The organism is Pedobacter sp. MC2016-24, assembly GCF_015223055.1.
GTDB lineage: Bacteria > Bacteroidota > Bacteroidia > Sphingobacteriales > Sphingobacteriaceae > Pedobacter.
Genome location: NZ_JADFBX010000018.1, coordinates 59,080 through 85,458, shown reverse-complemented (window position 1 = coordinate 85,458; position 26,379 = coordinate 59,080). Strand labels below are relative to the sequence as shown.

Genomic DNA, 26,379 nt, shown 5'->3' with positions numbered 1-26,379 from the left:
GAAAATAAAAGAACGAGGCCGTTTACTTGCGCATCCGACCCCGTAATTAACGCTCTCAAAAGCAAAATTAGGCTTTCTGTTTGCCAAGTGCAAGGCTTGCATCTGTATTCTTATCAAGCCTTTCAAGCATGTTTTCTGATAATCATATATACAATTCAATAGCTTTCTATTATCGTTGTGTATAAATCGCCATTCAATCAGGAGCAAAAACTATGAAAGTGACAAACGTTACAAAGTATAAAGTGACAATGGAGCTGTCTCTACATGAGTTATACAGAATTTCAGAGGCTTTAGGTGCTGTTACCAGTCAATATCAAGTCTTAGACAAAAAAGATCTTAATGTCGCTAAGGAAGTATATGAAGAAGTAGAGGAAGATTTATGCGAGATACTTGTTTATATCGTAGATGATAAAACCCTCGAACTAATCCGCACTTAAACAATTATGTTAGAATCCCAGCAAGAGCTATTTATCCTGCCGGAGGCGCTTCAACAAAACGAAAAGGGCGTGAACAACGCCCGTTTCATTTCCGTTGAAGGATTATCAAATTATTTATTGGTCATTTTCCATGTGACTAATCAGTTTCTTTACACTTGTTTCAGTTTCGTAAACACAGCTTAGATAGTTTTTCAGCATCCAAAGGCTGTTATATTCATTTATAATGAGTGATTGCATAGCATTTTAAAATATTTTTCTATTTATTGTTTTCAGGAAGTTCCAATAATTCAGGTACAGAAACACCTAGAAATTCAGCGATTTTATAAAACTCTTGAATGGAAGGTTGATTTGTGTTTGTCGTCCATTTTGATATGGTTTGTTCCGTCACATCCAGATACTTAGCAAGTTCTTTATTCTTCACCCGCTTTATGGCTAGGACAATTTTTATCCTGTTATAAAACCTTTTCTCGTTCTCCATTATCAAAGATAACAAAGTGAATTACAACGTGTTTCGGCTTAAAATGAAGTGTAAAGCTTTAAATATTAAGTTTAAAAGCGAATTATATATTTTGGTTTCTGATTTTTATCTTATAAATTTAACGAAAATAATTCTTAAAAATTATTTTTCAGGGATATTAATGCACTTCAAAGCCTAATAAATGGCTCTTGAAAGCGATTTATAATTCCCTGTGGGTAGCGCAATTAATTCAATTATATATGAAACATTATCAATTCCCATTAAAAGTCGCATGGCCGTACTTGGCCTGTTCCTGTTGTTCAAAATATGTTCCCACTTGACAGAGCAGCCTATCCAATTATCAGACTTAAAAAAATCATAATTTCTAAACAAACTAATTTATTAAAATATGGAACTATTTCTAGGCATTGCATTCGTTGCAGTAATTTGCGCTTTTATATACCTCATTTATCGTTACTTCGCCGGATTTAAAGTAACGGTAACTGATGAGCTTTTCTCTCAAAATGGTGTAACCGTTGAATACAAAGCGGGTACAATCAAAGTGCGTGGTAAAGTGCATCCAGTAAGCAAAATAACCCGTATCCGCACAAATTATAATGTTAACGGGTCTGCAACTACACAACACGTCTTACTAGATACAACCGACATTAAAAATCCTGTCCTGATGATTATCTTTTTAGGCAGGGAGCAACGGGTGGACACGTTTGTACAGCGTTTGTCTATTGCCATTCAACAGGCAGGCGGTGGCAATTTTGTTTAATCGTGTAGTTATGAGAGCGATTAAACTTATTCTAGGCATTTTATTACTTACTGCGGCGATCTCATGCAGTAAGAAGAATGTACCCACACCAGAACCTGTTCCACCAATTATTCCCGTTAATCCGGTATCCCTAACAATTACAAGCTTTGCACCATTGACGGCATTAGTTGGTCAACAGATTGTTATTACCGGAACAGGGTTTGGCACTGATCTAAATGCGGTAAAAGTGCAATTTGCTGATGGGGATGCAATCAGTCCTAAAACGGTTACCGCAACTGAAATTACGGTTGAAGTTCCCGCCAGTGGAAAAACTGGTCTGGTAACCGTTACGCTGAATGGTAAATCTGTAAAAAGTACGGGTATATTTACCTTATCCGTACCAGAACCAGTTAAACCGACTGTGACGGGATTTTCACCAACAACAGCAAAATCCGGTGAAATTGTCACTATTACGGGTACAGGCTTTGGCACAGACATTAACAAGGTGGATGTTTTATTTACCAATGGGGAATTAATAACCCCTAAGACCGTTTCCAATACGCAAATTACTTTTGAAGTACCCATAAAAGCCAGTACCGGACAACTGATAGTTTATATCAACGGTACAGGGATAACCACTGAAACATTTACATTCAGCAATTCAACAGGTGGAGGCACTGCGCAATACACCACGACAAACTATGAAATTGTCGCCGATGGCGGTTATATCATATGGCGACCTGCTTCGTCAGAAATATTAAGAACAGAGTTTAGCCATGCAGATGGGGGCGGTATCAAAACCTCAAATGGTGGGACAGTTTCCCTGGCAATAGGTGGTTTGGAAAAGACAAAATCAACCGTTATTGATTATTACATAAATTTTGTGCCAACAGATCAATCGGCATTGCCTTACGTTACCTATACCGATAAGGACGATGCGGCAAAGACGATTAAGGTTTATAAGGTGTTTTTTAGGGAACGCTTTTCTTTACAGTTTCCACAGAATGCACCAGTACCGACACCGGAACTCTTTACACCAAAATATGTGATGGATAATATCCGTTCAACAGAGCAAAAAATACTAATTGTACAGGTATGGTAATAACTGCCTGATAACTGGCGCAGAGAATATTAAAGCCCCTATAGCCGTAAGGCAGGGGCTTTTGTATTTTATGAGGTTAAATTCTGAAAGAATTGATACCAATAACTTCTTGATATAATTAGATAGCCAATTTTATTTATAAGCCATATTTAATATTTAAATTTGTATTTTTCAAAAATCTTACTAAACACTCTTATATAAACAACCTATGGATAATTACGAATGGCTCGATAAGAAAACACCAAGATCTGTGGATCAATTGAGACTTTGGCCAGCTAATCCAAGATTGACACCCGATGAACAACATACAACGCTAAGTGACTATACAGAAGATTTCACCCTTGAAGAGGCTGATCGAGTCAGTTTTATCGATCTAGCCAAGGCTATTGCTAAAAAAGGATTTATACCATTCGATCCAATTATCGTTTGGCAGAGCCCGGAAAATGAAAAATTTTACGTGGCAGAAGGTAATCGTAGAGTTTTAATATTAAAATTATTACGAAATCCTAGTAAAGCTCCACGTCAATATCGAGGTTTATTTAGAAATTTGGCTCTTCAAATCGACCTCGAGTCCATATCTAAAGTTATGGTTAACGTAGCGCCTTCATTCGAAGAATCAATTTGGTATATAAACCAGCGTAACAACAATAGTAGCCTTCAAAGATCATGGGGGCGTGTGCAACAACATAGATGGGTTAATGATTTATTTGTGAGATTTGGTGGTGATATTGAAAAAATTAAAGATATTACCAATTTTGGACAAGGGGATTTAGAATCGATAATTAGGGTACTAAAGATAAAAGATTTCGTTGATAAGCCAGAAGTTGCTGAACAACTTGGAGATGACATTTTAACAAGAGCTAAGGCGAGGAATTTCCCCGTAACAATATTAGAGCGTTTACTCTCTAGTCCAGAAGTTAGAGAGAAATGGGGTGTAGAATACGACGGAGTAAACGTAAATATAGTTTCCAACAAAAAGAGCTTCTACAATCTTTTTGCCGATTTGATTAAAAAAATTGTACAGCGGGATACGGTTTATAAAGATGCTCCTGATCGAATTACTACGAGAACAGTTACTACTCATTTAAAAGATATTCTTGCTGGTCTACCAGAAGTGAATTTTGAAAAAGATGATGAGGGTGATACCGATGAACAAAAAGTAGTAAACAATTCTGTCAAAAAAACAGATGTAGAAGGAATTGAAGAAGAACCTGAATTAACCATAGAAGAGCAACGGGCGCTCATAAAAAATGATCCGAACAGAGCATTTTTAATCCCAAATTTCTACGAAATTAATACAACCAATTATCGTCTAAATGGCCTGTTTCAGGAACTCCAAAAAATTAGACTAACCCATAAAAATTGCATTGGAGCTTGTTTGAGGGTTTTGCTTGACTTATCTGTCTTAAATTATATCAATAATGAAGGGATTGAAACCGATATTGCTAGCGCTTACAAGGTTTCCTTTAGAGATGTACAACTAAAAAAGCGGATAGAATTCATTAAAACAAATAAGCTAACGGATCAGACAAAAAAAATTGCCGCACGATTGTTGGATGAAAACAGTGAGTACAGTTTAGATGTACTTAATGGGTATGTTCATGGCAAAGATATCCACTATTTGACTAAATCGTTCCTTAATAACTTTTGGAATTTTTTGTTTCCGCTATTTGATTTATTCTTAGATATTAAAGAAAAAAATGATTAATTCACCTTTACGATATCCTGGAGGAAAAAATAAGCTTTCTGCCTTTTTCGCTAGACTGTGCATTGAGAATAAGATCGACGATCATTATGTTGAACCATATTCTGGCGGTGCTTCCGTAGCGTTATTTCTTTTAATGGAAAACATCGTCAAGAAAATAACTATAAATGATAAAGATAGGTCGATTTATGCATTCTGGTATTCCGTCCTAAATCATACCGAAAGTTTCTGTAAACTCATTCTCGAAACAGACATAACTGTCGAGAACTGGGAACTGCAAAAACTAATTCAGGCAGAAAAGGAAACTTGTGATCTATTAGATTTAGGCTTTTCTACGTTTTTTCTAAATAGAACAAACCGTTCTGGTATTATTAATGGTGGAATGATTGGGGGAAAAGATCAACATGGTGCATATAAGATAGATTGTAGGTTTAATAAAAATGATTTAATCACACGCATAAGAGCTATAGCAAACCTTAAAGATAGAATTAACCTTTACCAAATGGATGCCATAGCATTGATTGAAAAAATTGAGTCTGAAAATGGACAGGATAATACTATATTTTACTTTGATCCACCATATTATCTAAAAGCGAACTCTCTCTATATGAATCATTATAAAATGATAAATCACATAGAGGTGAGTGAAAGGATCAAAGCTATTAAAAATATTAAATGGGTTGTTTCTTATGATAACGTTCCTGAAATTCAAGCGCTTTATAACGAATGTAAAAAGAAAGAGTATTCGTTTAAACATACCGCAGGAATTGCAAAAGTAGGGAACGAACTATTGTATTTTAGTTCTACTTTAAAAGAGCCTCAAATTGTAGATTGGAATCCTTTAAAATTCAAAGTAATTCGGGACAAAACGAGTAAACGTCTAAAACGAGTCAATTATCTTGGAAATAGAGAGCAGAGTCTTTCATTTCAAACAGCTATGTCTTTTTAGATGATAAAATCACAGTTTTATATATTCAACAGCTTGATCAATTACAGATAATTTTTGTGATTAAATGTTCGAACGAACTTTTTATCATTTTTTAACTTTATATTGGATGTCTAACTTAACAAACTCAATCTTACAATGGCTAAAACCGAGCTTACCGATATTAAAAAGATTGCATTAGACCTGCATAATTTTAGAACTACTCCGCAAAAGAGTGAACAAGAGGCTATCAATGCAATGATTATTGTGAAGCCAGATAAGTTCATCGGTTTAATAAATAGTTTAATTGAAGATGGATACCTTGCTACAGACAATATAATCTTGTTAAAAAGCGGATCAGATCTTATCGTTAAAGAGGGAAATAGGAGAATAGCTATTTTAAAAATAATTCATGGACAATACAACGTTGATGAATTCAACCTGCCACAAAATGTTATAAATAATATCAAAGGAGTAACTGCTGCTTGGAAGAAGGAAAATCGAAAAGTTCCTTGTGCTATATTTGAGGCTAGCGAAGCAAATCTGGTCGATAAAATTGTCAACCTTTCGCATGGTAAAGGTGAAAAGGCCAGTAGAGACCAGTGGACTTCTGTGGCTCGAGCACGTCATAATCGAGATAGTAATAAAGCATCGGAGCCATCTTTAGACATGCTTGAGAAATATCTTTCATTGGGGAAAAACATTACAGCATCTCAAAGAGAGCTATGGGCAGGTGATTATAATCTAAGCGTTTTAGATGAAGCTTTAAAAAAAATCCTTCCAAGGCTTGAGGTATCAAATATTGCAGAACTAGTTACGAAATATCCAAAGAATAAATACTGGCTAGAACTTGAAGATTTGATACGTGCAATTGGCTTGGCTCAGCTTACGTTTACAAAAATTCGGGATAAAAATTCTGACTTTGGAACAGAATACGGTATTAATCCTATCGTGCCCACTGTTCCAGCAACATCAGTGCAAGCCCAACCTACAGCAACCACACCCGCCAATCCGTCTGGAAATGCGAGTTTACCCGTGGGGACTTCCAGTCCCAGTTGGACATTTCAACCGCCCGCTGCAAGTGGAACAACTCCGGCAGCAATTGGTGTGTCAATAAAGGGGGTAGCTACTCCGACTACAGCTGCTCCTCCTCGTACCAGTCCTTCCTATTCTACAAATGATCCTAAGCATGTTGCAAATCTTCTAAAGAAATTTTCTCCTGCTGGAATAAATCGTTCAAAAGTGGTTACAATTCGTGAAGAGATGAAAAAGTTGAAAATTCCTGACAACCCAATCGCATTTTGTTTCTTACTACGAAGCATTTTTGAAATTTCTGGAAAGATATACTGTACAGAAAACGGTTTAAGCTTGACCAAGGGGGGAGGGAAGGAAAAGACGCTAGTGGAAGTTTTATCCACTGTAACAACCCATTTAACGAACGGTAATACAGATTTGTCGAAAGTAAGGTCACTTCATGGTGCCTTAACAGAATTATCTAAACCTACAGGAATTCTATCTGTCACTTCGTTAAATCAATTAGTACATAACACTTCATTCACCATTTCTTCAACTGATGTCTGCATTCTATTTGGTAATGTATATTTTCTTTTGGAGGCAATGAATTAATATAGTATGGTCTATAATAAAACTCCTCTTAGGTATCCTGGAGGAAAGCAAAAATTAACACCGTTCATATTGGACATAATCAATGCAAATAATATTATTAATGGACATTACTGTGAGCCGTATGCAGGTGGTGCAGGGGTTGGCCTTGAACTTTTATTAAGTAAAAAAGTAAAGAGTATCCATCTCAATGATGCCAATTATGGCATATATGCATTTTGGAAGTCTATCCTAGATAACCACGAAGAGTTTTGTCATCTTATAAGAACAGCGTCATTAACTGTAGAGGAATGGAGATTGAGAAAAGAAATTGTTAAAAACTACACTAATTACTCTCAATTAGAAGTTGGCTTCAGTACCTTTTTCCTAAACCGATGTAATCGATCTGGAATATTATCTGGCGGTGTTATCGGAGGTAATAACCAAGAAGGTAATTATAAAATGGATGCTAGATTTAAACGGAATGATCTAATTCGAAGAATAGAAGCGATAAGTTTATTTAAGGACGAGATTTATGTAACTAATTTTGATGCAGAATACTATATAGATAACTACATCATAAACCTACCCTTAGATAATACACTTGTATATCTTGACCCCCCTTATTATGAGAAAGCAAGTAATCTATATTTAAACTCTTATTCTAAAGATGATCATGCGGGGATTGCCGAAAAAATTCAAAATTCTATTTACCACAAATGGGTATTATCTTACGACGGTGTACCGCAAATTTTAGATTTGTATTTAGATCGTAGGCAATTTCTGTATGATCTACAGTATAATGCATCAAAAGTATATAAAGGAAAGGAAGTATTTATATTTTCGGATGATCTAGAAATTCCTTTGGAGTGCTCGTTAAAAAGCATTGATGTTGCGCTGCAAGAGTTATTTGGGTGAAGCTAGCGACACATAGTTGACAAGACATTCTCGTTGAATTTATTAGTATTCAAAGTTTATTAAATTACACTCCGCATTTTTTAATTAGGTGGCTCACTTTTCTATTTAATGTGCTTCCATTTTATAAAAATTGATTATCGCCTCAAAATGTTTCTTAATCTGCGATAAAATAAAAGAACAAAAGCTTTCAATCTTGAGTAGCCATTATTGATACAGCCAATAGTAACCATTGCAGACCGTTGCAACTGGTGAGTTGTCCGTCTAATAATATTCCGTTGGGGTTGTGGGTTTGTAGCCTCTTGTATAACATTTTCTATAAATGTTACAAATGAGCCAGTGTGAAATCTCTTTTTTGTTTCCCATATCTTTCTAGGAATAGGCTTAGAAAAAAAGTTTCCAACATCTAATCTTGATGCTTTATTAAAGTCATAAAGTCCGTCCTTTGAGGATTCAAATAATGTCTTGATGTGATTTATAAGGAAGACAACATACCGTTCTTCTTTTGTAGAAATTTGATTTGGATCAGCTGAAGGGTCATTTATACGACTGTTACCACTGTCAATAATTCTAGCCCAAATGTCTCGATGTGCGATACTAAATTGGACGAGTAAATTAATTTTTGCGATATTATTATTTGTTCTAAAAGACCTAATCGCATAAATAATCGCAATAAATGCAATAATTTTGTCTATCCCAAAAGTGGGAATCAAGACATCTTTAACGAAATTTACGTCGTACCTGCAAAAGAAAGCCTGTAGCTCATTTAGAATTTCGTGAAGCACAATGGTTTATTAGATTGTATCCTGATTAAAAATATTAAAGTTGCCCAGGTAGTTTTTCAAAGAAACAGTTTTGTCACTTATTAATTCCTTTATTGCAATAAATGGTTTAATTTCATTGGGATCATCCGAGTACATGCCACCGTTAAAGCAACCATTTGGATTATCTATTAGAAGAATATGTTTGTTGTCGAATAAAAGAAAATCTCTGAAAAAGTTTAAATCCAATTCGTTATCTAAAGTTATATCTTCGAGTATTTCTATTTTAACCCCAAGTTCCTCATATATTTTATAGATGCTAAACTGCCTTAGAATGTATTTTGATAATGGGAATGATAAATACCGTACTCTTTTAACCTCCACACCGTTTTCAATTTGCTTCTTAATGGGCGCAGAATTAGAATAGATTGAATCCTGTCCTTTTTTTATTAAGGCAGCCATATCTTCATTTCGTACACTGTTCCAATCGTATATTCCATAGTCATTATAGCTAGGAAGAATTTCTAATTTATAGTACTCATCCTTGGCTTCATTAATAAGAGAATTACACTTTTGACTCCATGAATCTTTATCCAAATAAATCATTAGGGAATATCCTTTTTTGCGGAAGTTAAAGTAATACGAGGAATCAATACAGCTCTTTCATTTGGTGCTAGCCCTGATATACCATTTAAATTTACATCTCCTGTAACATCCTTTCCAATGATAATAAAATCACCATTCTCAGTTTCTAGAATATCAGGACATGAATTATCATCACAACCACCACCAAAATATCCAACAGTACCAAGTTCTTGTGGTGATTTACCAAGGCGTTTTATTGCAGTTTCCATATAGTTTGTTTTCGTAAATTTAGTAATTAACTTATTGAAAGTCAATAGATGATGCTATTAAATTATTCGCTTAAATTATTAGTTGGCGAGTTTTAAATTTGATACGCTTAAACTTGCATAGATTGATGCCAAACTAAGAGATAAGGATTTTATTAGATATACTAATATTATGCAGCAGAATAATACTGTTTCTTGTTTCCATATTGGTTCGCATGGTGTCAATTAGGGGCAGCCATTTTTCATCATCGGCTACTTTCAGTAGTAAATCGAATGGTGTTTTATAAGTAAAACAAAGAGTTGATCCCTGTATTGTCAGGTTCGCAAATACAAAATTCAAAATTTGCCGTTTTTGCTCATTTGTCGAACCTTCAAATAAGGTATGAGCATTTGATACTCCTGAAATCAATGAGATAAGAGCATTTTTAAAGCTATCGTCACATTCCCGATTCTTGCCAATCTGGCTTTCTAAATCACGTTGATCTTCACGAATTTTCTCTTTCTTGTTTTGAAATTCTTTCTGACTAATGACGCCATCCAATAATAAATCCATCAATTTATCTAATCGATTCTGTAGAAGTGAATGTTCTCTTTGAAATTCACTCATTTGACGTTGCAAAAATTCTCGCTCAGCTTTGTCTGTTTCACGGACAGAGGATATTACCACCTTTAAAAGATCAGGTGAGATATTAAGTCTTTTTAAAGCTGAAGCTGCTTGAGCAATAATTTTTTCTTCACGTACCCACATTCGTTTTTCGGGTTTGGCAGGGTTAAAGCAACGCAGATAAGTCCATTCACCTCTGCTGCCGTTTTTATAGTTTTTTGTTTTTGTGTCAGCGGTAACTACATGACCGGATACACCACAGGTTAAAATCCCCCTGAAAACATATTCTCTGCCATTGCATAGTGTAAAAGGCCTAATATTACGTCCAGCAGTAACATCTTGGCAGTAATCAAATAGTTCTTTGGAAATAATTGGCGGATACTTATGATCGTATAATTTACCTTTAATCTCCATCACGCCATAGTAAAATGGATTATTCAAAATCCTTACTACTTGCGTTCTAGGTAGATAATGTTTTTTGCCGACACGGTTTTTTAAACCCCATGTTTTAGTCTTATTTGTCATTTCCTGATATGTAAACGTTCCTGTGGCATATTCTTCAAATATTCGCCGAACTAAATGAGCGCGGTGTTCATCAATAACGAGGCTTCCTCGTTCACCCTCTCGGACATTGATATAGCCAAGAGGTGCCATAGCAATCCATTCACCCTGTCTTATTTTATGATCAATGGAACGCTTTACATTATCTTTCAAGCAATCAACATAAGATTGCGCCATCACAACACCCATTGACCACATAAGACGCTCTTGGCTTACGCTATCTTTGTGAATCACGTAATTCTCTGTATTGAAATGAAGTTCAATCTTACCTTTTTGAATTAAAGAATCTAGCATTGGGTATTCTTTAAATGAACGCTGAACTCGATCAACTTTATCTGCAACAATAGCGATAGTCTCTTTTTGCGAGGTTACGAATTGTAACATACCCATAAATTGATCTCTGTCACCGTTTGTCGATGACTCAACAATTTCAAATGTTTTTAGAATTTCTAGGTTTCTGCGAGAACAATAGTTTTCTAAACGATGCCGCTGCGCATCAATAGAATAGCCTTCCTCCTGGTCACGTGAAGATACTCTAGCTAAAATAATAGCTTTTTTAGCTACCAAATTTTTACTTGGGTCACTGTAACTTTCAGTCATGTAATATCCTACAACTGTTCAGCTTGTATTTCAAGAATTATTTTGCAGAATCCAATTAGATTGCGTGCGGCTTCATTAGCTTGATTATCAGTGATTTTGGAATCGTAAAGTTTATGCATTTCTTGAACAACCGCTGTATAACCATTACGCTCTTGCTGTGAAAATTTCTTCATTTAGTCCTCATAGATATTTACATGAAGGACATTTTTATTCCTGCTTTTTGTTTTTTTAGTTAGAAAAATGATTTTATCAAACTTCATTAGCGATAATGGGTACAGAAGTATTTTATAGTTCTAGTAATTGCATCTCTAAGCGAAAAGGGACTCGGTTTCCTTCGCTTAATTTTTCTATCTTAAAATTTAAAGACGTTTGACCTGCTGTTTAGTGATCGATTATTACATAAGACCAATTCCATAAGAAGTAATGTTGTGTAAGTTTGATAAAAAGACATAATTTGATTTTTAAGGTCGTTTTCGTGTATTAATCTCACCCCGTTCAACAATGCAAAAGAGGGTATATATGAATACAGAAGATCGTAAGTACACAAGAGCAGAAGCTGCAAGTTATACAGGTAAGTCGGTAACTACCCTGGAAACATATGCCACTAGATGCTTTCAAATACTGCCATTTGAGAAAATCGGTAATCGTACTTATTACAAAAAATCCGATTTAGATACATTCAACGAAACAAGACCATAACTATTAAATGGCGGCCAGTTTTTCTCTGGCAAGCCCAATCATTTTTATAATTATTTTTCTGGAGAAAGCCCAATGAACATTGAACAGGCTAACGCTATTCCTGTGTCCGAATTTCTGACAAAGTTAAATTTTTACCCAGTCAGAAGCTATAAAGACGGTGCGTTATACTTTTCCCCGTTACGCAGGGAAAAGGCCGCTACTTTCCGTGTCAACAAGTTAAAAAATGTATGGTTTGATCACGGGTCAGGACGAGGGGGCAACTTTTTTGATTTTGCCGTTGAATATCTGCAATCTCAAAAAGAAGATTATACAAACGCCGATGCGTTGCGCTTTATAACTAATATATGGTGCAATGACGCTGCATTTCTGAAAAGCAACAAGCAAGATGATCTTGTAGCTGTTGGAGTCCACAACCTTAAACTGTTTTCGGTGTCACCTATCAGCCATTTATCTTTAATCCGATACCTTGAAGACAGAGGCATCCCGCTTGATCTGGCTTTGGTGTATTTGAAACAGGCGAAAGTCCACAATCTTTCTAAAAAGAACTACTTTAACGCTCTTGCATTACGGAATGATAACGAAGGGTATGCCTTAAAAAGCCGGACATTTAAGGGCTGTATCAATGGCAAAGACGTTACGTTTATTCGTGGCACTGACGAAACGCAAAAAGTCATTCATATTTTTGAAGGAATGTTTGATTTTCTGTCTGCCTTAAAATTACTTGGTATCACACGATTTAAGGAGGATGCTATCATTTTAAATGCCTTTGAATGCCTGCCAAAAGTATATCCCTATGTTACGCATTCCAGATACACACACCTCTATTCATGGTTTGATAATGGCGTTACAGGCGATGAGTACCGAAGCATCTTGAATAACTTTATCAGTAAGCAGCATGGAATAAAACACGTAACGCTTAACAAAAAATACAACGATCACAAAGATGCCAATACATGGCTGCTGCATGACTTGAAACAGCCGAGTTAATCCTGGTCAATATAGATCTGCTAAACGGTTATTACATTGGTATTTCAAACACATATTAAAAGCATCCCGCTATTAGTGGGTGAATGGTTTGTTACAGTCAATAACCGAGGCCGCTCCCGCCACCAACTATTATTTTCCCCACTCTATCGAGTTTCCTCGCGAAACAAAATAACAGCCGGTTTGGTCACTCATTCCTCGGTTGGCCTTTCCTGTAACCATTAACCAACAACAGGAGCTTTCAAATGAAAACTGTTTCTCAAAAACAATCAACCTATGTACGCAAGGATATTCAACAAGAAATAACCGATAAAATTATTGCACAGTTAGAAGCGGGTACAATTCCATGGAAAAAACCTTTTGCGGGACCAGATCATACAATTCTTGGTTTACCGTATAATTTTACCACCGATAACAAATACAGAGGTATCAATATTCTGCTTTTGTGGGGTGCATCACTGGAAAAGGAATACCAAAGCAATGAATGGGCAAGCTTCAAGCAATGGAATGCAAAGGGGGAATCCGTTCGCAAAGGCGAAAATGGCCATACAATCGCATACTACGATAACATTATTAAAGAAGTTGACGGAGAAATTGAAAAAATCCCATTCCTGAAAGTATCAAAGGTATTCAATCGTTGCCAGCTTGCGAGTTACGAGCCTGTACAACAAGAATACGTTATGCCTGATAACCTTGTCGAGAAACTTGACAATATCGAGGATTTTATCAGCAATACGAAAGCAATCGTTGAAACCGGAAGCCATGAAGCATACTACACTCGATTAGATGACAAGATTGTAATGCCTAAACCTGAAACTTTTATTGATACAGATTATAATACAGCAACCGAAAATTATTATTCTGTCCTGTTCCATGAATTGACTCATTGGACAGGTAATGTAAATCGCCTAGACCGTATTAACCATAAGCGTTTTGGTGACGGTAACTATGCCAGGGAGGAACTTGTTGCAGAATTGGGGGCGGCTTTTCTTGGCGCAAGCTTTGAAATTATCAGTGCCGAACCAATCAATAGTGCAGCTTATATTGACCATTGGCTGAAAGTTCTAAAGGATGATAAGCAAATCATCTTTACCGCCGCCAGTCATGCTTCTAAAGCGGTTGATTATTTATATGAATTACAGCCTAAATAAATAAAAGAAGCCCTGCTAATTCGAGGGCACTGAAAAAGTCCTTCTAAATCGGACAAAAAAAGGGGTTGCGTCATAAATCATGAACAACCCCTTTTTCCTTAGCCTGTAGGACTAAACATTATATTCTTATTTAGTACATGCGACTCTTAGGCCGCCAAATTGGATTTTATATTGCCTGTTTTCCGCCTCAAATATTAAGTGGACTTTTTCAGTGCCCTCGCTAATTCAGCAGGGCTTCTTTCTTTTGTTAATTAAATTTGTTTATAAGCGTGTTTAGCAGATTTAGATATTCATCTTCTGATAATCGGCCAGCGTCTTGAAAAGCTGTTTTCCATTCTTCCAGATATTCCGTAGAAATATCAAAGCAAACATGATGTAAATGGAGGAAATCGTACTGAATGCTTATCAAGGTTATGATGTTTAGATACAATTTTGGCAAATACAGCTTTCGTTCTCTTGTATCAAAGTATCTTTTTATAGATACAAGTGACCCAATAAACCTTTCAAGTTTCACTTGCCGAATTGTTGAATTTCTAAATGTTGATGCACCGCTATAAAGGAGCGACAAATATTGATTAAAACTGTAATCTGGATTTTCGCTTAATATGTATTCAACAACGTACAAATCCGCTTCGATATCGAATATCTGCATGAATGGCCATAGATTGCCATACCTTAGTTCTGCTACTTGTTGTTTTGTTTGGATACCTTGCTTTGAAAAGTGAAATATTTCATGCAGAATTATTAATAGTGCATAATCAAAATCCAGTTTTTCTAGGAAGTACGTGTTAAACCATATTGAATTGGTTTCTGGTTTTGCATCACTTATACATTCTTCGACCCCGTAGGCATGGGTGAAAAATACATTCGGTTTCTTGTCCAGTTGCAGGAAGATTATAAATTTCTCAATCCTTGCTTTTAGTTCGTTTATTATCTTGGCATTCATATAGTGGAATTTATAAGTGACTATTTAAATAATGATTATTTCATTCACGATAAATTTTGCTTCGTTATTTATCGGGTTATATCTTTCTTCAGTGATGAATATTTCTAGAGGTAATTGGAAAAACAAATCATAATAGAGGGCTTTTAGCCTTAAGCCATTCAATACAATCTTTTCACCGCCGTTTATTAGTGTTACAGCCCCAGCAAGAGGGTCATATTCAATCTTAGAGATTAGTACATAGGGAATTGTGAAGCTTTTTCCGTTAGGCATAGTAAGGGCAATATTCCGGATATAGCCGCTACTTTGATAAGTCCTATAAAAGGCTTCATCATCTTGCCGAACGTCAATTGTCGGGTTGTTCTGCCTTAGTTCGTCTGATTTTAACCTAAAGTTCTGGCTCATAACTTACCTGCTTGGATTTTGGATATGATATTTGTGGCTTGTGCATTTCTAGCGTGTTGTCTTTTCTCCTTTCTGGGTTGGTCACATAATCCATGTGTGCCCCGTTATTTGTTAGTTCAATCGCCGATTGACGTGTTTTCATTATTTTTACGGTTTCTAGCAGCTCCTCTTTATCGTCCGTGTATACGATTGCGGCATCCCGACCTCTGGAAATCGAAACATAAAATTGCTTGCTATCAGCGGCTACAAGGGAGATTTCCGGCATGCTGACAAGTACGGTATCCACTGTCTTGCCTTGACTGGAATACGATGTAGTACAGTAATTATGGTCTAGGTGGCCGAACTCTTTATCCAGCGTATATTCAACATTGCTTTTTGGATTTACAAGAATGGTTTTACCACCTCGAATGCCAGCTATTTCTAATGCTTGGCCGTTATTTAATCGTTTTCCAGCCTTGTCAAAGCAATTATTCGTTATGCGCACCTGATCGCCTTTTGAAAGGCCAATTTCTGACTTGTGGTACACGTTATAATCTTTCGCTCGATCAAGGGGCAGGGAGCAGGTTTTACCCTGCTTATCGGCGATTATAATCTGTTTATCACCTATTTTTGAAACAGCCCAGACGCTTCCCCGTTTAATATTAGGGAGGTTTTGATTGAATTGGATAACTTGGCCTTCTTCAAAATTGCGCCAGTCGGTTTTCTGGGCTTCTGTCATATTAAGATTGCTTAGTTTAGTGACAGGAATTTCCTTTTTGCCGATCACATTATTTTGACGTAATTGTTCCCGCAAGCTTTCGGTTATGGCTCTGCCTTGCTCACGGGTGGGAGATACGATTAGTCCAGTTTTATTCCGTTTAATTATATCAATATAATCGGTTACAAGTTGCTTGTACGGATTTAAGGGGTCGATCTCTTTAATTGAACCCATACTGTCGAGCTTGGCAAAGGCGGTTTTTACTTCGCCTTTTGACAAGTCCGTTACAACGTCACGGTAAAATTCATCACGTTGTCGATAAATCTTGCTAACGGCGGCTGTTTTAATGCCTGCAACAGAATGCAATACTCTTAAACTATCGCCTCGATTTACAGAGGAATGTTGAGAAATATCGCCAATTAGCAGTAAACGTGCATTGTGTTTTTCTGCCAGTTCTAAAACTTGTGCCATTTGTGCTGTGTCGGCAAGTCCTGCTTCATCCATAAACAGCACATTGTCTTGCAATTTGCTTTGCATTTCTTTGTCTTGCAGGAGTTTTGAAACTGTTTCGGCGTTTTCAAATCCTTCTTCTCTTAATGTGCCACGACTAGCACTTGCGGATGGTGCAACCAATATAACCTCTTTGCCTGCTTTTTGAATTAATTCAAAGGCCTGTTTTAATAGAGTAGTTTTACCCGTACCCGCACCACCCATAATTATACTGACACGGTCTGTTGTAGTCATTAGATGTTCAAGTGCCTGTGCTTGCTGACCTTCAAGGGTGGTTTTTGGTGCTGTTACATATAGGGGAGTTTGACTGTCTAGACCTTTTAGAGCCAGGGAAACCATTTTTTGCTCCTCTTTTAATACGTCTTTGGTGGTTATAAATGTCTGTGTTTTGTCTGCAACTTTTATTAGCCTGGCATCGTTATCAAAAGTTTTGTTGATGTCAGCAGGGCTAACCGATTTAACGCCGATACTGTGCATATAGGCATTCGCTAATATTCGACGTTCCGGCATAACTGATGCCCTTTCAAAAGAATGGCTACAGGAATGGTCTATGCAATCTTTTGCAGTAATGTTTTCTTGCTCTTTGTTAGGTGCATAGCGAATAGGGGCATCCATTTCACCTTCTTTGCGATCAATATTTTCCCTAATCTGTTTGCGCCAGTCGGCTTTCAGTTCTTCTAGGTTTAAGCCTTTTTGTTTCTTTGTACGGGTTTTAGCCCCTAATTCGCTTAAGGTTTGTTCGTCCGTAATTCCGAGTTCTTTTGCAAGGTCATTAATCTGTAATGTCCTTTTGCTAAATAATTCGCATATATTCTTGCTTACACCCTCAATTTCAAATGATTTACCATCTTTTTTGATATTATACCCCAGATCAATAAGCCTATCGGAAAGGTTTTTGTAAAATAAGCTTTGATAATAGGGGGCATCCCGTTTTATATAGCGAAACTGGCCAGCTTTAATTTTATCGTTTTCACTCTTATCAACCGTAGCCGAGATGACAAATGCATGACAATGTAGATGCGGATCAGGAGTTTTACCTTCTAATCCTCTAGAAGTGAGGTGAGTAAATTCAGCCCAGATCAATTCGTCAGTTTTTCTATCTTCATCTTTGCCGCCTACACGTACACGGGTCATCATGTCCGCTTCTATTAGCTTCATCGTGTCATTAACAGACTTTTGAAATGCCTCTTGAATATGATTATCGCTGGATAGAGCGTTGATCACAGAAACTGACTTCGGCACACTGAACGTAAAATCATAACCCACAGTTCTGTTTTCAATTGTCCGTTGTGTCAGCCGTTCCCCCGTGATCGGATTGCGGTTTTCGCATAGGGCGAAAAACTGCTCACGGGTCGTGTTTCCCGAAATCCCCAAACGTGCCGCCAACTTTCCGTGAAACTGCCCTTGCAGTTCAGTTTGGTTGATGTAGTAATTTGCAGTCTGTAATGACTGAGTGAAATAAGCTTTCGCCTGATCGGATGTGCTTTGAGTAATACGAATCATGTTGAGTGTTATAATTTGGTTTTTGCCTATCTCCTTATTTTTCTGATTTTATCAAACCTTTGCACCGGATTGGCTAACCGTAGCCAAGTTCCATGCTGTCTTTATTCTGGTCTAAGTCTTCAAATTTTTCAGGTTGTTTGACCCTTTGCATGCTCAACTTCTTTTGGCGGGTACTGGCGAGGCTATCTTCATAGCTAGTCTGCTGACGAGAGGGGGGCGTTGTCCTATCATTTGCCGGAATCAGGTCGGCCATTGCCTTTTTCAGTTGATCTCTATGCAAGGCATCCAGAGCTTTGTAATGGCTACCATGTGGAATAGCCCAAATTTTCCTGAACTCGTCAAGTTCCATATCTATTTGTTTAGAATGCTCTTTAGGTAGATTATCTTTTGATTGAAAAGCAGCTATTAAATTTTCGTGCTTTTGTTTCATGTCAGCCCATGTTTTATCTCTTAGGGCATTGAAATCTTCTTTATCCTTATCGTGTCTTCGGTAAATTTGGGCTAAATCCATACAGGTAGGTATTAAGGGTTAGTAGTAGAGTATTAAGTGTCAGGCGTCTTCCCGTTCACAGCTCGGCAGTGTTAGGACACAAATACAGGTTCGTCCTCTTGGTAATCACTAAACATCATATCAGCCACTTTTTGGCGCAGTTCCTGACTTGCCAATCGTCTTGCCGGGATACTAAAACCTCGGGTTTTGTCAGCCCCTAAATCGTTCACAAAAACATTACTATATTCTTCGGCAACAATTATTTTATCGATCATATCCAAGACCATTTCATCACCTTGCTCATAATCAAGAAAGCGATTTGCCGAATAGAAAATGGAGCAAGTGAAAAGAAGTATTCCCAAAGCTTGGCCTAAAATCATTAAGCCTAAGCCGATCACTAGAAAAAATGCTGGTTCAACAATGGTTTCGATAAATCTTAAATCCAGATATTTTCCGTTCCATTTCAGGGTGATAAACCTTTTGTCTAAAATGCCTGTTGAGTAGCTATATTTACTGAAATCAAAAATTGACGGAGGCAGTTTAAGTGCTTGGTAGTGACCATAGGATTTATAGAGGAAAGCCAACAAAAAGGCATACCAAGATAGGTAATGGAACATAAAGCCCCAGCCTGTCCGTCCCTCTGCTTTAAGGAATGGTATACTTTCTTTTGCCATTGGCACGAGGGCAAGGATTAAGGCGTAGATGATACACCAGCCAAAGCTGAAGTATCTGCGGCCAAATCCTGATCTTGAGAAAACCTCAAGAATTGCCCGTGGCATCGATGCCGACATTGTGAAGATGGTTAATAATAAATTCTTGAATGGATTTGATCTGCCAAACGTGGTGGCAAAATGAAGTTGTTTTTTCATTGCTTAAAAGATTAAAGTGTTTATTTGATTTTGTTATTTGAACATTGAATATTTACCCTGCAATGCGGGGCGATTGTCGAAAAGTGACTAATAAATGGTTATCCACGCCGTCTATCGGATTGCCTTGTTTGTGTATGATGGCTTCAACCAAATTGTTTGATATTTCAGAACCCATTTTCAACTTGGAAAAAACTTCGGGGCGTAAAATCCGGCGCAGGCTGTAACTTGCGCCGTTGGATTGAGAATATTCTTTTGAATATGTACTGCTATAATTTTGATCTAGGAAATAATCCTCACCAATTAAAGAAGATGCCCATTCATTCGTTTCGCCAGTATTACAATGGAATATCTTGGTTGTGAAGTTAGCCAGTAATGATTTAGCTAGATATTCTGGATTTTTTCCACCCATAGCTGAATAGTAGTTCAAAATATTCTGGGTAACATACAGGATAGCAATTTTACTAGAACGTGCTGTTAACTGGAAATTCAAATCCTTGTTTACAATAAAGGTTTGAGCTTCGTCAGAGATCAAAGCAACTGGCCGTGTCTGCAAGTTAATAGGCCTGCGTTCCATCGCCCGCTGGAATAGCAATTTAAATATGAGCTGAATTGAACGACCTGCCTGAAAATACTCTTTCGTTGGCATATCAATAATGATGATAGCACCGTCCGAACACATATCAGGGGTTATATTGCTTTTCCCCATGCAAAAAAGGGGGTATATAGGCGACTTTAGAAGCGGGAATAGAAAGCCCATTAGTTTGAAATCAACGACTGATCTCGTGCGATCTGCAAGATTTTTCAATGTTTCGACAAAAAACTGATCAATCATTTTAAATGTTCTTGCATCTGGGACGGCTTCAAACAAAGCATCCTCATATCGTTCATTATCCTCTAATTCATCTAACCTTTCTTGTGATAGCTTACTTTCCCATTCGCCAGCCTGTTGGACAATATTTTTACGTGCTTTGAAATATGCTTTTTGAAACGCAGTAGGAGTTTTAGTATCTCCTGCCAGTAATTCTTTTAAATTATCCTCTTTCTTGGGTAAGGATTGCCCGATGTCATAAATTAATTGAACGGTAACCGTTTGATAAGCAATTTTGCACAAATCAATTACAGATGATAAAACCATCGTTAGGGCATCTGACCAGAAACTGTCTTCGGATGAACTGCCTTTATCGTCCAATCCTGCATTAATAACAGAGGTGAGCAGATCGACAATGTTCTCTGTAAGCCCTAGCGAGCCGTCCGGCTGTTGGCATTCATATTCTAAAAAATTGAACTTGTAGGGTTGGCCTACGCCGATCACACGCACATGATCCATCCTGCCTGTTTGCTCGCACAATTTCAGGAAATCGGATTTATCGGTTTTTTTGACTGTAAGGAGTAAAGCACCGTAACCATGCGATAGGTAAGCACTTGCGATCTGGGAAAAACTCGTTGAAGTTTTACCACTACCTGTGGAACCCATGATAGAAACGGCTTCAAATGAATCCTTGATCGTAAAGGCCGTGTCTACTTTGGAGGATTTAAATTTTAGTAGCGGTTGATTAATGTCGTACCATTTCATAACTTTGTTTTGAAGGTTTTAAAAACCTTCCGCAGGTCTGAACTGCGGAAGGGTAAAATTTACTGGCTACTTGGATTTCTTGTCTAATAGCGTGTTTGAAATCCCATAGGTGATAGTGTGACCACCTGTCTGAAAAGTGGTTTTGTTACCATCCGATTTAATGGAGTGTCCGCCATTGATGTATTTGTTTTCATCTTGGCTGGATTGTTTGTATCCATTGCTCGAAAGGATTTTTTTCTGATCATTTGAAAAACTCATGATTAAAAAAATTAGTGGTTAGCCGACTGTTCTGCACTTCGGTATCTGCTGCCTGACGTTTCGGGTTCGGCGTAAATCCGTTTGTTTTCATAGTATTATTATTTCTTTCTTGACTGTGCTAAGCTCATGCGTTATGTCTATTTCACATTTATTATCAAATCGTTTCGGAGGTAAACACGTATGCCAGTCTTTAAAAATTACACGGAAGATGGACGACTTATGAATGAATTTAGTGAACCGCTGAACGAAAAAAACATTGATCGTTTTATTAGTGAATACGGTCAAGAAAGGGCGAAAATGTATATCAGCATCTTGGCCGAATTCACTAATGAAATCGGTAATACTGTATTTCATCATATGGATGCAAACTCTAGAAGTCCACGTAGTGGATATATGATTAAAAAACTTACTAAACATTTTTATGATGATAAGATGTCAATTATTGAAATAGGTAAAAAAATGTTAGGAGATTTTGGAAATAAACCCTCACATCCTTAAACCTTATCCAAATGTCTATAAGATGATTTGAATCATTATTAATAATAGGCTCATATGATGCTCATATTAATATTTTGATATAGATGAATGAATTTTTAGCTTTATCACTCCTATTTTCAGACATGTATGGCGCTTAGTATTTACAGTGAGACATTTGAAGTTTTATATAATCTGGTTTTAAAAGAAGCTCGAAAAAAGTTGACTCTGGAACAGCGGAAATCAATCTCCGAGACCAGTCATAAGAATTGGGATGAAGATATAGTTGATTTGACATCATCAAAGCAAATATCTTTAATGAACTGGGTGTTTGGCGATAAGGCACCTACAAATTCTCAATACTGGGCTAATAGGTTATCAGCCCATAGAAAACCTAAAAACAAAAATGGTTCATATAAGGATGAATGTCTAGATGAGAATTCTGAATTGATGATTAAAGCTTTTAATTTAATAAGCTTTAACATTCCAGATAATGCAAAAGATCTTGTAGTTAATAATGACTTAGAGGCTAGGATTTTATACCAATTTTTTGTTGAAAAACACTTTGATTATTTATTTAAAAAAAATAAACATGTATTGGAGATTTATGATGCAGACATGAATTCAATCTTCACTGAGAGGTTAATACTTAACTCACCCTCAAAAAAATATGATGATAATTTAAATGGTTATTCCTTGGATAATAGTGCTCACAATCAAGATAGCGGTACGGTGGCGACTGTTGCATTAAATCAAAAAGAGATTTATTTGCAATCATCCGCTGATATTATCAATGTAATTGAAGAGTTCTATACCCTTATATCTGGTAAAGACTATGAGAAGGCATCTAATTTATTTAATGGATATTTTGGTATTAATGGATACCTAGAACTTTTATGCGGTTATCTGTGGACAAATAGAATAGAAGATATTCATGTGTGGGATGTTTCTGCGGGTATAAAAGAGGCTTCTTGTAGAGTATATTTTGTAGAGTATATAGATTCATTTTCAATGATGCTCGCTATACACAATCAAATCGTAAAATTCAAGCAGCCGACTACGATAGAATCTCAGTTTTTGGATTTTTTACTCGCCAGTTGGCGTGCTGGAAATGAGATTCCTGAAACTAGTGTAATTAGAGACGCTGAAATTGATCATGATGAAATAAAACAGAGATGGTTAGAATATGGCAAAGTGATCTCTGAAACTAAAGTCGCACCTAATTATAAAGACGACGGAAGACCACCCCATACTCGTTATCGCTTATATACAATTAAGTTAAGCAAAGAATATAGTGGCTGGAAAATTAATGTAACACTCCCATTAATTTGGGGGTAAAAAAGCATCTTAGATTTCTGGCTCTATATCTTTATCCTTTGAAGGGGCAATGTCCCTGCCTTTTAGACGATCATCATTTAGCCAGGTCAGACGGTTTGTTTTTTTATCTAGTTTCTCTTGTTCTTTCGATCTTTCGCTGTCCAGTTCTTTGTCACGATCAAGATCATAGATATATTGTTGCTGTCCATCACGTAATCCGTCAAATATAGGGCTATCGCCATTGGCTTTAGTAATTAATTCCTCAATCTCTGGATGATTTTCTGCAATGCGATATCCGAGGTTAAATGCCTCATTATACTGTTTTTCTTCTTCTTTAGTCATATCAAAAAGTTTTACGAGTATTTTTATCTAGGTAATCGAGCAAAGATTTTTTATCGTACATGATTTTTTTACTGGAAGTTTTGGAGAAAGATATTTTACCGTTGTCCCGTAATCGCTGTAATGTGGATTTGCTTATATCAAGTAATTCCAGTGCATCATCCTGATTAATCCATTTCTCTTCTTTTGGAATATTCTTTTGTTTATCCAGACGAGTGACGATATCCTCAATCATGCAATAATAGGCTTCGTCTTCAAAGCAAATCCACTTGATGTCAGGTTTTGAACTCATAAACGAAGATAAAAAATCAAATTATAATATTTTATGGCGGTGAATATATTTCTGATTTTTATCTGTTTGCTGTGATTAGGCAGGCGTTGAATGCCGTTGCAAGCCCTGCGTTGTTGTACCTATGTTGTACCAAAAACAAAAAGCCCTTTAGCTTTTTGTGGCTAAAGGGCTGATTTTCAGTGTAGCGGGGAGCAGGATCGAACTGCCGACCTCAGGGTTATGAATCCTGCGCTCTAACCATCTGAGCTACCCCGCCGGGCTTTTGAATCACTTGATGATGGTAGTGATTTTTTTAAGAGCTGCAAATATAGGAGAATAGATCTGAAAAAAAGAAAAAAAAATACAATAAGCTGGTTAATTATAATTCTGTATTGATAATTAAGCAGTTATTAATTGGTGGATTGTTTTACATACCCTACTGTTTTTGTGATCAGGAAAGTCAGCTGACATTTAACGTCTAAGATGCCTGCTATACCTGTGTTCAAATTCACATTAAAGCTATAGGTATCCGAGCTGGAATAAAACACCTGAAAATCGATGTTTTGTTGTAAAAGCTCGTGCTGTTTAAAATGCTGTAAATGAATATTTTCCAGTCAATTTGATGCCCTTTTTTTCAAAGAGTTGCAAATATAGAATAATTTACTTTTCTTTAGAAATAGATATTTAATAATAGTCCAAAAATTTTTTTAGGGTATAAGCGTTTAACGATGTCAGAAAAGAAAAAGTTTACATTAGAATATGAATTGAGATCGTCTCCACGTATTTTATTTAGTTTCATTAGTGAGCCAAATGGCTTATCACAATGGTTTGCGGATGACGTTGTTTTTCGCGATCAGGTATATACTTTCACCTGGGATGATGAGGTTCAGAAAGCCAAATTGCTGAGTGTAAAAGAAAATAAGTTGGTAAAGTTTAAGTGGGTAGACGATGAGCCCCATTGTTATTTTGAAATGGAAATTGTACAGGACGAGCTGACCAATGATGTCGCTTTGTCTATTACAGATTTTGCAACTGATGATACCCTGGGTGAGCGAACTTTAATATGGGATAACCAGATCAACTATCTCCATAGCGTACTTGGTGCTTAAATTTTCATTGGCTTTGCCTACATTTGTATATTGAAAAAGATTCATTTACTTCTTGTCAAAGCATTTATAAAGCCATTCTTCGTCACTTTTTTTATTGTGATGTTCATTCTATTGATGCTTTTTTTATTCAAATACGTTGACGATTTGATTGGAAAAGGCTTTGAATGGTACGTTATTCTGGAGCTAATGTATTATGCCTCAGCGGCAAATGTATCCATGGCCTTGCCATTGTCTATTTTGCTGTCCTCCATCATGACTTTTGGAACACTTGGTGAAAATTACGAATTGGTGGCGATCAAATCTGCTGGGGTATCGCTACAGAAAGCCATGATGCCCCTGATGGTTTTGATTATATTTCTTGCCATAGGCTCATTTATTTTTTCAGATTACATGTTACCCAAGGCCAATCTGAAATTTGGTTCCCTGTTGTGGGATATCCGGAATAAAAAACTTTCCTTTTTGATTAAAGAGGGCGTATTTAACAATAGTATACCCGGATATTCAATTCGTGTTGATAAAAAATATGAAGATGGCCGGTTGGATAATGTCATGATTTATGACCATACCGCCAATAATAACATCGCAAAAATAATCCTGGCCAAAGAAGGCAAAATGGTCCGCAACAACGATTATCTGGTTTTGAAACTTACCGATGGGGTTCGTTATGAGGAATCTAGCGGGAAAAATGCAGCCTACAACCCAAGACAGGAATTGATCCGGATGCGTTTTAAAGAGACAGATCAAAAATTTGATATCGGAAGCTTTAAGATGAACCGGACCGACGAACAGGGCTTTAGGGGCAATACCCAAATGCTGAATCTGAAAGGCCTGACAAAGAAAAAGGACTCGCTAACCAAGGAACTGGATAGCATCAATAAATTTTCCGGAATCAGTATTGGCAGTTATTACAAACAGAGCAATTATACCAAGGGATATACCAAAGAAAAGGTCCCTGCTAAAGTGATCAAAGGTGCTGTGCTGACTGAAGTCAAAAAGCCAGAGCGACTGGCCGTAATTCAAAATGCACTGGAGCAGGCCAATTCAATCATGCAAACCACTTCGGCCAAGATTTCGGACCACGAAGACCGTAAAAAGAACATCATTAAAGTCCAGAATGAATATTATAAGAAATTTACACTGGCCGCTTCCTGCTTGTTGTTGTTTTTTATCGGTGCACCTTTAGGGGCAATCATCAGAAAAGGAGGGCTTGGTTTACCGGTGGTCATGGCTATCGTATTTTTCCTGATGTACCACATTATAGCCACCGTTTCAGAGAAATCGGCAACGCAAGGCTCCTTAACCTCCTTCTTTGGGATGTGGATGGCCATCATCGTTTTATCGCCTTTGGGTGCTTTTTTAACTTATAAAGCTACTGTAGATTCAGCCCTGTTTGATATTAATTACTTTAAACAGTTGTTTGATGTGCTGCTTAAAAAGCTGAAATTAAAGAAACCCCTTCAATAGTATCCTTACTTATTTATGATATTTCTGAACTTGAAATTGCCTT

General features: G+C 36.8%; 29 protein-coding genes and 1 tRNA gene. 14 read left to right on the top strand and 16 right to left on the bottom strand.

The window, feature by feature from the left end:
• Positions 1 to 212: 212 nt before the first annotated feature.
• Entirely contained in the window at positions 213 to 437 is a 225-nt protein-coding gene (locus IM797_RS25345; protein ID WP_194130024.1) for a hypothetical protein, read from the top strand.
• Positions 438 to 693: 256 nt separating this feature from the next.
• Here IM797_RS25345 and IM797_RS25340 read toward each other — a convergent pair whose 3' ends face one another.
• Entirely contained in the window at positions 694 to 915 is a 222-nt protein-coding gene (locus IM797_RS25340) for a helix-turn-helix transcriptional regulator (RefSeq protein WP_194130023.1), read from the bottom strand.
• Positions 916 to 1,303: 388 nt separating this feature from the next.
• On the opposite strand from IM797_RS25340, the gene IM797_RS25335 reads away from it, so the two are divergent.
• From IM797_RS25335 to IM797_RS25310, 6 genes are all read left to right on the top strand, one after another.
• Positions 1,304 to 1,675: a hypothetical protein gene (locus IM797_RS25335; protein WP_194130022.1), complete on the top strand. Its 372-nt coding sequence runs from the start codon at positions 1,304 to 1,306 to the stop codon at positions 1,673 to 1,675.
• A gap of 10 nt (positions 1,676 to 1,685) precedes the next feature.
• Positions 1,686 to 2,756, top strand: a complete 1,071-nt coding sequence (locus IM797_RS25330; protein WP_194130021.1) for an IPT/TIG domain-containing protein — start codon at positions 1,686 to 1,688, stop codon at positions 2,754 to 2,756.
• A 208-nt stretch (positions 2,757 to 2,964) separates the two neighbouring features.
• Positions 2,965 to 4,464 (top strand): hypothetical protein, encoded by a 1,500-nt coding sequence (locus tag IM797_RS25325; RefSeq protein WP_194130020.1) that lies wholly within the window; start codon positions 2,965 to 2,967, stop codon positions 4,462 to 4,464.
• Positions 4,457 to 5,410 carry a DNA adenine methylase gene (locus IM797_RS25320; RefSeq protein WP_194130019.1) on the top strand — a complete coding sequence of 318 codons (954 nt, stop codon included), beginning with the start codon at positions 4,457 to 4,459 and terminating at the stop codon, positions 5,408 to 5,410. Before IM797_RS25325 ends, IM797_RS25320 begins: the two co-directional genes overlap by 8 nt.
• 135 nt (positions 5,411 to 5,545) lie before the next feature.
• Positions 5,546 to 7,012 (top strand): hypothetical protein, encoded by a 1,467-nt coding sequence (locus IM797_RS25315; RefSeq protein WP_194130018.1) that lies wholly within the window; start codon positions 5,546 to 5,548, stop codon positions 7,010 to 7,012.
• Positions 7,013 to 7,018: 6 nt separating this feature from the next.
• Complete coding sequence (locus IM797_RS25310; protein ID WP_194130017.1) at positions 7,019 to 7,906, top strand: DNA adenine methylase; 888 nt, start codon at positions 7,019 to 7,021, stop codon at positions 7,904 to 7,906.
• A 134-nt stretch (positions 7,907 to 8,040) separates the two neighbouring features.
• Here the strand turns inward: IM797_RS25310 and IM797_RS25305 are convergent, their stop codons facing one another.
• The 5 genes from IM797_RS25305 to IM797_RS25285 form a co-directional block, all read right to left on the bottom strand.
• Positions 8,041 to 8,688 carry a hypothetical protein gene (locus tag IM797_RS25305; RefSeq protein ID WP_194130016.1) on the bottom strand — a complete coding sequence of 216 codons (648 nt, stop codon included), beginning with the start codon at positions 8,686 to 8,688 and terminating at the stop codon, positions 8,041 to 8,043.
• A gap of 9 nt (positions 8,689 to 8,697) precedes the next feature.
• Positions 8,698 to 9,261, bottom strand: coding sequence for a DUF6879 family protein (locus IM797_RS25300; RefSeq protein WP_194130015.1), 564 nt, complete (start codon positions 9,259 to 9,261; stop codon positions 8,698 to 8,700).
• Between the two features lie 8 nt (positions 9,262 to 9,269).
• Positions 9,270 to 9,518, bottom strand: a complete 249-nt coding sequence (locus IM797_RS25295; RefSeq protein ID WP_194130014.1) for a hypothetical protein — start codon at positions 9,516 to 9,518, stop codon at positions 9,270 to 9,272.
• 133 nt (positions 9,519 to 9,651) lie between these two features.
• Positions 9,652 to 11,280: a recombinase family protein gene (locus tag IM797_RS25290; RefSeq protein WP_194130013.1), complete on the bottom strand. Its 1,629-nt coding sequence runs from the start codon at positions 11,278 to 11,280 to the stop codon at positions 9,652 to 9,654.
• A gap of 8 nt (positions 11,281 to 11,288) precedes the next feature.
• The gene (locus IM797_RS25285; RefSeq protein ID WP_194130012.1) at positions 11,289 to 11,453 is read right to left on the bottom strand and encodes a hypothetical protein; all 165 of its coding nucleotides are present in this window, start codon (positions 11,451 to 11,453) and stop codon (positions 11,289 to 11,291) included.
• 346 nt (positions 11,454 to 11,799) lie between these two features.
• Between IM797_RS25285 and IM797_RS25280 the strand changes: the two genes are divergently transcribed.
• From IM797_RS25280 to IM797_RS25270, 3 genes are all read left to right on the top strand, one after another.
• Positions 11,800 to 11,979, top strand: coding sequence for a helix-turn-helix domain-containing protein (locus IM797_RS25280; RefSeq protein WP_194130011.1), 180 nt, complete (start codon positions 11,800 to 11,802; stop codon positions 11,977 to 11,979).
• A gap of 72 nt (positions 11,980 to 12,051) precedes the next feature.
• Complete coding sequence (locus IM797_RS25275) at positions 12,052 to 12,966, top strand: hypothetical protein (RefSeq protein ID WP_194130010.1); 915 nt, start codon at positions 12,052 to 12,054, stop codon at positions 12,964 to 12,966.
• 242 nt (positions 12,967 to 13,208) lie between these two features.
• Positions 13,209 to 14,114, top strand: coding sequence for an ArdC family protein (locus IM797_RS25270; RefSeq protein ID WP_194130009.1), 906 nt, complete (start codon positions 13,209 to 13,211; stop codon positions 14,112 to 14,114).
• A gap of 247 nt (positions 14,115 to 14,361) precedes the next feature.
• On the opposite strand, the gene IM797_RS25265 is transcribed toward IM797_RS25270, so the two are convergent.
• The 7 genes from IM797_RS25265 to IM797_RS25235 form a co-directional block, all read right to left on the bottom strand.
• Positions 14,362 to 15,060, bottom strand: a complete 699-nt coding sequence (locus tag IM797_RS25265) for a hypothetical protein (RefSeq protein ID WP_194130008.1) — start codon at positions 15,058 to 15,060, stop codon at positions 14,362 to 14,364.
• A 24-nt stretch (positions 15,061 to 15,084) separates the two neighbouring features.
• Positions 15,085 to 15,462: a hypothetical protein gene (locus IM797_RS25260; protein WP_194130007.1), complete on the bottom strand. Its 378-nt coding sequence runs from the start codon at positions 15,460 to 15,462 to the stop codon at positions 15,085 to 15,087.
• Complete coding sequence (mobF, locus tag IM797_RS25255) at positions 15,446 to 18,172, bottom strand: MobF family relaxase (RefSeq protein ID WP_194130006.1); 2,727 nt, start codon at positions 18,170 to 18,172, stop codon at positions 15,446 to 15,448. Before mobF ends, IM797_RS25260 begins: the two co-directional genes overlap by 17 nt.
• A 73-nt stretch (positions 18,173 to 18,245) precedes the next feature.
• Positions 18,246 to 18,683 carry a hypothetical protein gene (locus tag IM797_RS25250; RefSeq protein WP_194130005.1) on the bottom strand — a complete coding sequence of 146 codons (438 nt, stop codon included), beginning with the start codon at positions 18,681 to 18,683 and terminating at the stop codon, positions 18,246 to 18,248.
• A 71-nt stretch (positions 18,684 to 18,754) separates the two neighbouring features.
• Entirely contained in the window at positions 18,755 to 19,531 is a 777-nt protein-coding gene (locus IM797_RS25245; protein ID WP_194130004.1) for a hypothetical protein, read from the bottom strand.
• Between the two features lie 52 nt (positions 19,532 to 19,583).
• Complete coding sequence (locus tag IM797_RS25240; protein ID WP_194130003.1) at positions 19,584 to 21,104, bottom strand: TraM recognition domain-containing protein; 1,521 nt, start codon at positions 21,102 to 21,104, stop codon at positions 19,584 to 19,586.
• Positions 21,105 to 21,170: 66 nt separating this feature from the next.
• Positions 21,171 to 21,362 (bottom strand): hypothetical protein, encoded by a 192-nt coding sequence (locus tag IM797_RS25235; RefSeq protein WP_194130002.1) that lies wholly within the window; start codon positions 21,360 to 21,362, stop codon positions 21,171 to 21,173.
• Between the two features lie 180 nt (positions 21,363 to 21,542).
• On the opposite strand from IM797_RS25235, the gene IM797_RS25230 reads away from it, so the two are divergent.
• Both IM797_RS25230 and IM797_RS25225 read left to right on the top strand, forming a co-directional pair.
• Positions 21,543 to 21,860 carry a hypothetical protein gene (locus tag IM797_RS25230; RefSeq protein ID WP_194130001.1) on the top strand — a complete coding sequence of 106 codons (318 nt, stop codon included), beginning with the start codon at positions 21,543 to 21,545 and terminating at the stop codon, positions 21,858 to 21,860.
• A 126-nt stretch (positions 21,861 to 21,986) separates the two neighbouring features.
• A complete protein-coding gene (locus IM797_RS25225) occupies positions 21,987 to 23,174 on the top strand; it encodes a hypothetical protein (protein ID WP_194130000.1) in 1,188 nt (395 codons plus the stop codon).
• Positions 23,175 to 23,183: 9 nt separating this feature from the next.
• Here IM797_RS25225 and IM797_RS25220 read toward each other — a convergent pair whose 3' ends face one another.
• The 3 genes from IM797_RS25220 to IM797_RS25210 form a co-directional block, all read right to left on the bottom strand.
• Positions 23,184 to 23,495, bottom strand: a complete 312-nt coding sequence (locus IM797_RS25220) for a hypothetical protein (protein ID WP_194129999.1) — start codon at positions 23,493 to 23,495, stop codon at positions 23,184 to 23,186.
• A gap of 1 nt (position 23,496) precedes the next feature.
• Entirely contained in the window at positions 23,497 to 23,784 is a 288-nt protein-coding gene (locus IM797_RS25215; protein ID WP_194129998.1) for a helix-turn-helix domain-containing protein, read from the bottom strand.
• Between the two features lie 182 nt (positions 23,785 to 23,966).
• A tRNA-Met gene (locus IM797_RS25210) sits at positions 23,967 to 24,040 on the bottom strand.
• Between the two features lie 451 nt (positions 24,041 to 24,491).
• On the opposite strand from IM797_RS25210, the gene IM797_RS25205 reads away from it, so the two are divergent.
• Positions 24,492 to 24,872, top strand: a complete 381-nt coding sequence (locus tag IM797_RS25205; protein WP_194129997.1) for an START-like domain-containing protein — start codon at positions 24,492 to 24,494, stop codon at positions 24,870 to 24,872.
• Positions 24,873 to 24,902: 30 nt separating this feature from the next.
• Positions 24,903 to 26,336 (top strand): LptF/LptG family permease, encoded by a 1,434-nt coding sequence (locus tag IM797_RS25200; RefSeq protein WP_194129996.1) that lies wholly within the window; start codon positions 24,903 to 24,905, stop codon positions 26,334 to 26,336.
• Positions 26,337 to 26,379 lie beyond the last annotated feature (43 nt).